We start from the raw sequence: 8,777 nt of genomic DNA on the forward strand, positions 1-8,777 counted from the left end.
GGACTTCTGATTCTCACGTGGGACTATTTCGCAAATTGTTTCTGTTCCTCCAAACGGTAGACTTTGGGACCGCTCGACTGAGTGGCCGTCTGTTTCGTTTCTCTATGTGTCTCGCGATCAGACGAATAGAGCAGCCACAAGCCATTTAGAATGACAAGGATGGTACTGCCTTCATGGCCGATGACCGCGAATGGCAGATTGATCGATTGAAACAGGTTGGCTGTAATCAAGCAGATGATGACCGCAATGGCAAAGATGATATTTTGCCAGGTAATCCGGTTGAGCCGTTTCGACAATTGGTAGGTGAAGGACAGCTTGCCCAAATCGTTTTTCATCAATACGACATCAGCACTTTCCATCGCAATATCCGTACCTTCGCCCATCGCAATCCCAACCGTCGCATTGGCCAGTGCCGGTGCATCATTGATTCCGTCCCCAACCATCGCCACTTTCCCATAGGCGTCTTTCAGTTCTTTCAGCACCTCGACCTTCTGCTCAGGCAGACATCCGGCAATCACATAGTCAATCCCAATCTCCCGGCCAATTGCAAGCCCTGTGGCCTCATTGTCTCCGGTTACCATGATCGTCTGGATACCATTTCTTTTCAGCTGGGCAATGGCTGCCTGTGCTTCCGGCCGCGCCACATCTTTCATGGCAAGCAGCGCCACAACTTCATCCTCGCAGCTGATATAGACAACCGTTTTTCCGTCACTAGCCAGCCGTTCAGCATCCGCCCCGGCAAAAATTTCCGCTTGACTGGTGCCGACAAAGCCTTTCTTGCCAACTTTCCAATTTTTTCCGTCATAGTCAGTTGCAACACCCCAGCCCGGTACATCTTTTAGCACCAAGTCATCCAAACGGCGACTGACTTGAGAATCAAAAGCAGCTACCACAGCTTTGGCCAGCGGATGCATGGAGCGCCGTTCAAGTTCAACCGCAATATCAATCACTGTCTGCCGATCAAATGAAGGATCGACTATAAAGTCTGTCACAACTGGTTCGCCTTTTGTCAGCGTGCCGGTTTTATCAAAGGCAATTGCACGGACATGGCGCAAGTTTTCCAAATGAACGCCGCCTTTAAACAGAATGCCATGCCGCGCCCCATTGGAAATCGCCGCAAGAGTCGCTGGTGTCACGGCGGCCACGAGGGCACATGGCGAGGCTACTGTCAAGAGTACCATCGCCCGGTAGAAAGTCTCGTTCCAGCTCCAGCCAAGGGCAAAATGCGGCAGAAATAGCATCACGCCAACCATCAGCAAAACAATTTTTACATACTTATCTTCAAATTTTTCAATAAAACGAGCGGTTTGAGAAGGTTCGCTCTGAGCTTCTTTTACCATTTGAATAATCTTGCTGAACAACGTATCCTCAGCGGCTTTGGTCACTTCAATCGTGATGGCGCCACTGATGTTGATCGTTCCGCCGAATACATCTTCCCCGACTGCCTTTTCAGCAGGGAGACTCTCCCCATTGATGGCTGCCTCGTTGACGGTCGTCACGCCTTTTCTGATGATCCCATCAATCGGCACGCTTTCACCGGGGCGAACTAGCACAGCATCATGCACAGCAAGCTCGGATACTGCAACCTTCCTCAGTTCGCCATCCGCCTCGATTCGGTAAGCTTCATCCGGCTGAAAAGCCATTAGCTTGGAAATTTCACGTTTACTTTTACTCGTCGCATAGTTTTCCAGTGCGCCACTTAGCGCAAAGATGAAGATTAGCACTGCGCCTTCCAACCAGTATCCAATGATGGATGCACCGGTCGCCGCCAGAACCATCAGTAGCTCGACATTCAGTTTATGCGTTTCGATGGTTGCGCGAATCCCCTCTCTTGCTTGTTCAAATCCCCCAATAATGAAAGCCGTAATGAAAATAACCGCGGTTAATCCGCTACTTACTTGGCTTTCCAGTGCCCAGCCAATCAGAATCAAAAGGCCGCTGACACCTGTTGCCACAAACTGCCAGTATTCCTTCAGCCATTTTTTCATCATTCTCAGCTCCTTTCTCCTAATTGATAATCGTTATCGTTACCCCTAAAAGCACGAAAATCTGCTCCCTTTAGTCTGGGAACAGATAATCCAATTAATAATTATTCTAATATATTCATTCTTTTCTACACCTTTATTATACTACATTTTATCAAAATTAACAATATAAATGAAAAAATTAAATTCTAATTGAGAATGAAAATCTCTATCAACAAAAAAACGACTCAGCGATCATCGCCAAGTCGTTTTTCCTCCTTATTCTCATCAAGGAAGCTTATTTCCCGCCGCCAGATAAATCTGATACCATTCTTCCCGAGTCAGCGTCAAGTCGCCTGCTTTGGCAATATCATGCAGCCGTCCCGGATTCATCGTGCCTACAATGGTTTGCATTTTAGCTGGGTGACGCTTGATCCATGCAACGGCAATCGCCGAATTGGTCACATGGTATTTGTCTGCCAGCTCATCAATCTTGGCATTCAATTCAGGGAAGCGATCATTGTCTAAAAAGACGCCTTCAAAGAAACCGAATTGGAAAGGAGACCACGCCTGAATCGTCATATCGTGCAAGCGGCTGTAATCCAAGATGCCATTATCATGATCAAAACTTGGATCGTTTGTCATATTCATATTAAGCCCTGCATCGACCATCCCAGTATGCATGATACTGAATTGCAGCTGGTTCACAAGCAAGTCCTGCTCGACTGATTTTTTCAGTAATTCAATTTGTAGAGGTGTATGGTTGCTGATTCCAAAATGCCGCACCTTCCCACTTTTTTCAAGTGTAGAGAATGCTTCTGCCACTTCTTCCGGCTCAACCAGCGTGTCCGGACGATGCAGAAGAAGCGAATCGATATAATCGGTATTCAAACGTTTCAAAATCCCGTCGACAGAAGCTAAAATGTGCTCTTTTGAAAAATCAAACATGCCTGGACGAATGCCACATTTTGATTGTAAAAATAATTTTTCACGGCTGATCCCCATATTTTTCACAGCTTCTGCAAAAATTTCTTCTGATTTTCCACCGCCATAAATATCGGCATGATCAAAGAAATCGATTCCTTCGTCTAATGCCGCTTGGATAACTTGTTCTGCGTCTTTGGCTGAAAGATCCGCCATCCGCATGCAGCCAAGTCCAATTACTGGTACTTCCACTTTTCCGCCTAATGCTACTTTTTCCAATTCTGCCACCTCTTTCTACTAGATATCTTTATTTTAGCACGCCTAGAAAGCGATACCAAACAAAAGGATAGACTTATTTAAAATAAAGGGCAATCCCATAATCTGTATCTTCAATTTTCGTTCCTTTTGGCGCCTTCACAAGCAAGTACACATAATAAAAATCACCGATGCACCCCGACGTGTGACAAGCAAAAATAAACAGCACTACCCAGTAATTCATCCCCCACAGGAAAAATCCCACCAGTAGCAGGCTGTTGACAATAAAAGGCATGATCGCAATGACAAAAAATGGAATCCTTGAGTAGCATGTTCCTGGCGCTCCGGCATACAGCATTCCTTTCGCATAGCCAAACTGAATCTTCGCCCGCGGGGAAAATAGTTTAAAAAAGACACCATGCACCACTTCATGAAATAAAAATAGCGCGACTAAAAGAGCCAGTCCTAACAAAACATCGAGGAGTCCGATCGAAAAGTCCGGCCCCCACCAGATTCCCACGACTAAAATCCCTACAAATAAACCAATCCCGATCATGTTTAACCGCATAAGCAGCGGCTGATTTTCCAGCAAATGAATTTCTCTTTTTTCCAAATGCTTCCCCTTCCTGCCATTTTCCGTAAAAAATAAAAATAATGCTGGCATTTCTTTCCATTTTATATTACAATATCAGTTGTCGGCAAGTTTTTGATTGTGGAGAAATACCCAAGTCCGGCTGAAGGGGACAGACTCGAAATCTGTTAGGCGGGCCTAGCTCGCGCCGGGGTTCGAATCCCCGTTTCTCCGTTCTATGATGAAGCACTTGAATCGTTTCCAAGCGGTTCAAGTGCTTTTTTTGTGTAGTGCTTCCATGCTTGCAATCGTGTATACTTAGGGAGTAGTAATTTGAAAACGTGTTCATTTTTTCTTCTGGCACTCACTATTTTCCCGTCGCACTGCCTATTTTCAACCATCTTATAATGAACAGGTGATCCTCATGAAACTTGCAAGTATTTTTTCTTACCAAAACATTGCTACCCCTTATATTTACGGTGTGGATGATTTGGAAAAGCTTGAGCTGCTCGCCACACTGAACTTTACTTCAAACGGTGAACTTGCATTTGATGACGAACTTTATTTGACGCGCTGGTTTATGGAAAATGATGTTTTCAGTTCGCTGGTCGACTTTCTGAATAAAACGAACGAATCCTTTATCGCCAAGCTTGCAGATTTCCGCACAGATGATACGTATCAGCGAATGCTTCCTGCCACGCACAAAGTGAGTACGCTCGGCAAAGAAGAATTTATCACGCCGTTTCACCGCAACAATCACCTTGAGATGTGCTATGTAGTGGAGGGTGAATTCAAGATGCACATTCAGGATAAGGATGTTCTACTTTTCCCCGGTGAGGTTCTGCTTCTAGACCGTCACACCCTGCACGCCGACTATATCAGCACGACCCCCTGCAAAGTGATTTTCATTGGTTTGACAGAAAAAATGCTGGACGATACGGTGCTTCGGAATGTCAATGAGATCGATCTCGTCAAATTTTTACAAATGGCGCTGATTCGTGAACGTCCCGATAGTCAATATATCAAATTTATGCCGCACTCCAATAAACAGAAATTGGAACAGATTATTTTGTCACTCTATCAAGAAATCACCACCAAGGACTTCGGCTATCAGCTGATTATCCGCGGACTTTTAACGCGTCTTTTGAATACCCTCACCGTTGAATGCGATTATTATTTGATTCAGTCCGAACAGCAAAATCATCGCCAGTTGATTTTTGCCGAAATTGAAAAGTATATGACCGTTCACTTTAAAAATTTGCGTCTACAGGATCTCGTTGCCACCTTTAATTATTCCGCCGACTATTTCAACAAACTGATCAAAGAAAATACCGGCCTCACATACACACAATTTTTGCAGACGATTCGGATTCAGAAAGCACAGGAACTGCTCACGTCTACAAACTATCCGGTTCATAAGGTGGCGATTGAATCCGGCTATTCCAATCTGCAATTTTTTTACCAATTGTTCAGCACACATACAGGCCTAACACCCAATGCCTATCGAAAAAAACATCGCTAAACGGCATTTGTCAGTCCTCCTGATTTCTGACCTGAAAAGGTTATTGTTATTCCAAGCATTTCCTTGAATAATAAGAAATGTAAGCGATAACAAACGAGGAGGAACTTGTGATGGTTCAAAAACTAAAATTAAAGGAAAAGCTAGCTTACAGTTTTGGGGATTTTTCCAGCAATCTCGTTTTTCAAGGCATCTCGATCTATATACTTTTTTACTGGACAGACTACGCCGGCATTGGGGCGGCTGCCGCTGGGACGATTCTGTTTATCTCCCGGATTTTTGACGGCTTTGTGGATGTGATTGTTGGCAATCTGGTCGACAAGACGCGGTCCAAGCACGGAAAAGCGCGGCCTTATCTGCTGTGGCTCGCCCTCCCCTTTGCATTTTCAGCAATGATCACCTTTTGGAGTCCCGGCAGCAGTGAAATAGTAGATATTATTTTTGCTTTCTTAACGTATAACATCACCATGATCATTTACACGGCCATCAACATTCCTTATGGCGTCCTCTCTGTCAAAATGACGGACGATCAAGTCGAACGCGGCTCGCTAGGCGTATTCCGAGGCCTAGGCGCAATGATCGGCGGGATGCTCGCTTCAATGGTTGCACAGCCGTTGATCGGTATAGTTGGTTACACGTGGACTTTTTTAATCGTTGGACTCGTTGCTTCATGTGGATTTCTAATCACTTTTAAAGGAACGACAGAACGCGTTGGCTTAACCGAACAGAGTGAAGTGGTACCGTTCAAAGAAGGCCTATTTTCACTTTTGAAAAACCGGCCATGGATCATTATGCTATTCGTGGGGATTCTTTCCTTTATTTATTCCGGTCTTAGGATGTCTTCCAATATTTACATGGCGAAATACTATTTCAATGATGAAAATCTGGTCGTCCTGCTCAACTTAATTTCCATGCCGGGCATGCTAGTCGGGATGGCCTTTGCCACGACCCTCTTCCGCAAATGGGGCAAAGTCAAAGCGTGCATGTATTCCTACGGGGCCATGTTTATTCTAACCCTCATCTTCTATCCAATTTTCAACTCGCCCGATCAGTTCATTCTATACTGCCTCTACATCATTCTGAACGGCGTCGTGATGGGCATCAGTTCTGGCGGCTTCTTCGCGATGATTGCCGACACGATCGAATATGGCGAATGGAAAACAACGAAGCGGATCGAAGGCTTGACTTACTCGGCGGCCAGTGTGGGCACCAAGATTGGCGGCGGAATTGGGGCAGCAGCAGTCGGCTGGTTGCTCGCTTTGGTCCAATATGACGGCACGGCAGCTGTTCAACCAGATAGTGTCATCACCATGATCACGTGGATCAATCTATGGATCCCGGGACTGCTTTGCCTAGCGATCGCCCTACTGCTTTCACTCAATAAAATCGACAAGTTATATCCAAAAATGATGCAGGACTTGCACACACGAAAAGAGGTAAAACCATGACCATTGATTTAACAAAAAAACCATTCTATCTTACTCAAAAAGAGATTGACTGGGTAAAGGAAACGCGCGAAAACATGAGCACTCAAGAAAAAATCAGGCAGCTTTTCATGCTGGCGGCCGCGGATGCCAAAGATCGCACGCTGCAAGAACTGGCCGAGATGCAACCTGGCGGCGTCATGCTGCGCCCGCTAAAAGAAGAAGAGGCCAAAAAGGTGACCGCCTATTTGAACGAGCACCTGCGCATTCAGCCTTTTATTTCGGCGAATCTGGAAACCGGTCCAAACGGCATCAATGAAGACGCGGCCAATATCGGCCATGAGATGCTGATTGCCGCCACGAATAACATTGAAAACGCCTATAAATTCGGCAAAATCTGTATGGCAGATGCCAAAAAGGTCGGCGGCAATATGAGTTTTGCGCCCATCATTGACATCAATTTCAACTGGCAGAATCCGATCACCAATATTCGCTCATTCGGCGACCGCCCCGACCTGGTTTCAGAAATGGGGCAGGCATATGTCGAGGGTGCACAAGAAGCCGGCGGAACCGTCACGATCAAGCATTTCCCAGGAGACGGTGCAGACGATCGGGATCACCACATTGTCAAGAGCCGCAACCCGTTGTCCTATGAAGACTGGATGGCCAGTTATGGAAAAGTATATCGCGAAAACATCGACGCAGGCGCAACCGGTGTGATGATTGGCCACATTGCCTTTCCGCACTATTTTGACGACAAGGAGGACACGTACCGTCAGCATCCAGCCAGCCTGAATCCCCTTTTAATCAACCGGCTGCTGCGTGAAGAGTTAGGATTTAACGGTTTGACGATCACAGATTCGACACTGATGACTGGTTTTGGTGTACAAGGTCGACGAGAGGACATGGTGCCGCTCGCCATAGCATCCGGCTGTGACATGTTTTTATTTACAAAAAATAGCGCCGAAGATTTCACCTTTATGATGCAAGGCTATAAGAACGGCATTATCACACCCGAGCGATTAGACGAAGCGGTTTATCGGATTTTGGGACTCAAAGCTTATCTCCAGAAGAAGGAACGAGACGGGCTTCTTCCCACCACCTTAGATGGAAATCAGCTGGCAAAAGAAGTGGCAGATCAGGGTGTCACGCTTGTCAAGGATGCACAAAATCTGCTGCCGCTCTCCCCTGCTAAGCATAAGAAAGTGGGCATTATTTCGCTTGGCAACGAGCAGGATATTTTTGACATGATTGCGCAAAATGCAGGCGGAATGACAAAACTTCTTCTAAAAATGCAGAAACGAAAACCAAAAGCCCACGAAATTTTCGGCAAAAAGTTAAGCGAACGCGGCTATGAAGTCATTTTTATTGATCATAGTGATATTCGGGTGATGATGGAAAGTGCAAAGGAAAGCATTGCGGCATTTCGAGCTAAATATGATGTAATCCTTTACTTTGTCAAAAAGGATACGATGTCGAACCAGACTTCACTTCGCGCGGAATTCAAATCCCTTGCTGGCTTTGACGCACCGTGGTTCATTCACGAGGTCCCGACCGCATTGATTTCGGTGGCGAGCCCCTATCATGGGTATGACTTTGCCGATGTAATGACGGTAATTAATGGCTACAGCCCAACCGAAGAAGTGCTAGAGGCGATTATCGAAAAAATGGAAGGCCGAAGTGAGTTTCGAGGCGTGTCACCGGTGGATTTGAGATTTTGTGAGGAGGAATGAGGCAGTGAATTGACAGGACGCGGGCAGCGTCCTGTTTTTGGTTGATAGAGCAACATGAATTAGCAGAGTACCAAAATACCTCGCCATATGGCCGCGCCCTTATATATTCCTTAATACCATAAATCAGCAGAGTACCAAAATTGATACGAAACCCTTTCGTCCGATCACTCCATTCCTTAATACCATAAATCAGCAGAGTACCAAAATCGACCTCCTCTGACTCATGTTCTGGCGTTTATTCCTTAATACCATAAATCAGCAGAGTACCAAAATGAATACTTGTTTTAAATAAATGTCAAACATATTCCTTAATACCATAAATCAGCAGAGTACCAAAATGAAGTCGTCTGCACTCATAAAATAGACTTGATTCCTTAATACCATAAA

6 protein-coding genes and 1 tRNA gene are annotated in these 8,777 nt (G+C 45.5%); 4 read left to right on the top strand and 3 right to left on the bottom strand.

What is annotated here, in order from left to right; all coding sequences use genetic code 11:
- Positions 1 to 23: 23 nt before the first annotated feature.
- From CS921_RS10535 to CS921_RS10545, 3 genes are all read right to left on the bottom strand, one after another.
- Entirely contained in the window at positions 24 to 1,988 is a 1,965-nt protein-coding gene (locus tag CS921_RS10535; protein ID WP_099223636.1) for a heavy metal translocating P-type ATPase, read from the bottom strand.
- Positions 1,989 to 2,252: 264 nt separating this feature from the next.
- Entirely contained in the window at positions 2,253 to 3,167 is a 915-nt protein-coding gene (locus CS921_RS10540; protein WP_276108000.1) for an aldo/keto reductase, read from the bottom strand.
- Positions 3,168 to 3,240: 73 nt separating this feature from the next.
- A complete protein-coding gene (locus CS921_RS10545; protein ID WP_162921743.1) occupies positions 3,241 to 3,756 on the bottom strand; it encodes a DUF3267 domain-containing protein in 516 nt (171 codons plus the stop codon).
- Between the two features lie 101 nt (positions 3,757 to 3,857).
- On the opposite strand from CS921_RS10545, the gene CS921_RS10550 reads away from it, so the two are divergent.
- The 4 genes from CS921_RS10550 to CS921_RS10565 all read left to right on the top strand — a co-directional run bounded on the left by CS921_RS10550 (position 3,858) and on the right by CS921_RS10565 (position 8,390).
- Positions 3,858 to 3,948: transfer RNA gene (locus tag CS921_RS10550), tRNA-Ser, on the top strand.
- A 190-nt stretch (positions 3,949 to 4,138) separates the two neighbouring features.
- Complete coding sequence (locus tag CS921_RS10555; RefSeq protein WP_099223640.1) at positions 4,139 to 5,236, top strand: helix-turn-helix domain-containing protein; 1,098 nt, start codon at positions 4,139 to 4,141, stop codon at positions 5,234 to 5,236.
- 110 nt (positions 5,237 to 5,346) lie between these two features.
- Positions 5,347 to 6,681 carry an MFS transporter gene (locus CS921_RS10560; protein ID WP_099223641.1) on the top strand — a complete coding sequence of 445 codons (1,335 nt, stop codon included), beginning with the start codon at positions 5,347 to 5,349 and terminating at the stop codon, positions 6,679 to 6,681.
- Complete coding sequence (locus CS921_RS10565) at positions 6,678 to 8,390, top strand: glycoside hydrolase family 3 protein (protein WP_099223643.1); 1,713 nt, start codon at positions 6,678 to 6,680, stop codon at positions 8,388 to 8,390. The genes CS921_RS10560 and CS921_RS10565 overlap by 4 nt, the downstream gene beginning before the upstream one ends.
- Positions 8,391 to 8,777 lie beyond the last annotated feature (387 nt).

It is taken from the genome of Listeria costaricensis (assembly GCF_900183385.1).
GTDB classification, from domain to species: domain Bacteria; phylum Bacillota; class Bacilli; order Lactobacillales; family Listeriaceae; genus Listeria; species Listeria costaricensis.